Annotated in this window: 2 protein-coding genes and 1 pseudogene; all 3 read right to left on the bottom strand. The window is 60.2% G+C overall.

The genetic code is table 11. The annotated features are described in order from the left end of the window. Positions 1–541 (bottom strand): ATP-binding cassette domain-containing protein (locus tag ABI213_RS02645; RefSeq protein ID WP_348025998.1); only part of this gene is annotated, 541 nt, incomplete at its 3' end. Positions 542–644: 103 nt separating this feature from the next. Then, a complete protein-coding gene (ugpE, locus tag ABI213_RS02650) occupies positions 645–1,496 on the bottom strand; it encodes a sn-glycerol-3-phosphate ABC transporter permease UgpE (protein ID WP_348026000.1) in 852 nt (283 codons plus the stop codon). After that, positions 1,496–1,719, bottom strand: a pseudogene (locus tag ABI213_RS02655) (glycerol-3-phosphate transporter permease); the annotation flags it as partial. The pseudogene ABI213_RS02655 and the gene ugpE, both read right to left, overlap by 1 nt.

Genomic DNA, 1,719 nt, shown 5'->3' on the forward strand with positions numbered 1-1,719 from the left:
GGATCTCCAGCCGGGTCTGGGCGAGCAGCTTGGCGTCCAGGTTGCTCAGGGGCTCGTCGAACAAAAACACCTGTGGCTGGCGCACGATGGCACGGCCCATGGCCACGCGCTGGCGCTGGCCGCCCGACAGCTCGCGCGGCTTGTGGGTCAGGTACTGGCCCAGCTCCAAAATCTTGGCGGCTTTGTCAACCCGGGTTTTGATCTCGTCCACCGGCACCTTGGCGATCTTCAGGCCGTAGGCCATGTTGTCGAACACGCTCATGTGCGGGTACAGCGCGTAGTTTTGGAACACCATGGCGATGTCGCGGTCCGACGGCTCCAGGTCGTTGACCACCCGCCCGCCGATGGAGATGGTGCCGCCGCTGACTTCTTCCAGCCCGGCGACCATCCGCAGAAGGGTGGATTTGCCACAGCCCGACGGACCGACGATGACGATGAATTCGCCGTCGGCAATCTCGGCGTTCACCCCGTGGATGACCTGGTTGGCGCTGGGCCCTTTGCCGTAGCGCTTGATGACGTTTTTCAGGGAGATGGCGGCCATAAGTGTTCTGCTATTTAATATATAGCTGCCAGCGCAGGTGCTACCTGCGCTGGAGCCATTATTTTTATAAATTTCTGGAGGGCGAGGGTGGCAAGGTCGTAGCCTACTTTTCCGTATCGACCAGACCCTTGACGAACCACTTCTGCATCAGCATCACCACCAGCGCGGGCGGCAGCATGGCCAGGATGGCGGTGGCCATCACCAGGTTCCATTCGGTCTGGCCGTCGCCGCCCGAGATCATGCGTTTGATGCCGATGACCACCGGGTACATGTCTTCGTTGGTGGTGACCAGCAGCGGCCACAGGTACTGGTTCCAGCCGTAGATGAACTGGATCACAAACAGAGCCGCCATGCTGGTGGTAGACAGCGGCAGCAGGATGTCCTTGAAAAAGCGCATCGGGCCTGCGCCGTCCATGCGCGCGGCCTCTACCAGTTCATCGGGCACGCCCATGAAAAATTGGCGGAACAAGAAGGTGGCGGTGGCCGAGGCGATGAGCGGAATCGTCAGGCCCGCGTAGCTGTTCAGCATGCCCAAGTCAGCTACCACCTTGTAGGTGGGGCCGATGCGCACTTCGACCGGCAGCATCAGCGTGACGAAGATCGCCCAGAAGAAAAACTGCTTGAACGGAAACCGAAAGTACACCAGCGCAAACGCCGACAGCAGCGAAATCGCAATCTTGCCAAAGGCGATGATCAGCGCGGTGACCAGGCTGACCACCATCATCTGGCCCACCGCCGCGTTCGAGCCGCCACTGGAGCCCGTGCCACGCAGCACCGTCAGGTAGTTGTCGATAAAGTGCGAGCCGGGCAGCATGGGAATGGGGCGCTGCACCATCTCCAGCGCCGTGTGGGTGGACGCGACGAAGGTGACATAGACCGGAAAGGCCACCACCAGCACGCCCAGAATCAGAATTACATGGGCCAGGATGCCCGCAGTCGTTCTACGTTCGACCATCAGTAATTCACTTTCTTTTCGACAAACTTGAACTGCACCACCGTCAGCGCCACCACGATCACCATCAGCACCACCGACTGGGCTGCCGAGCCGCCCAGGTCCATGGCCTTGAAGCCGTCGAAGTACACCTTGTAGACCAGAATGGACGTGTCTTTGCCCGGCCCGCCTTGGGTGGTCGAGTCGATGATGGCGAAGGTGTCAAAAAACGCGTAGACGATGTTGA

Origin of the sequence: Rhodoferax sp., from assembly GCF_039922535.1 — a bacterium.
Classification (GTDB): Bacteria; Pseudomonadota; Gammaproteobacteria; order Burkholderiales; family Burkholderiaceae_C; genus Rhodoferax_B.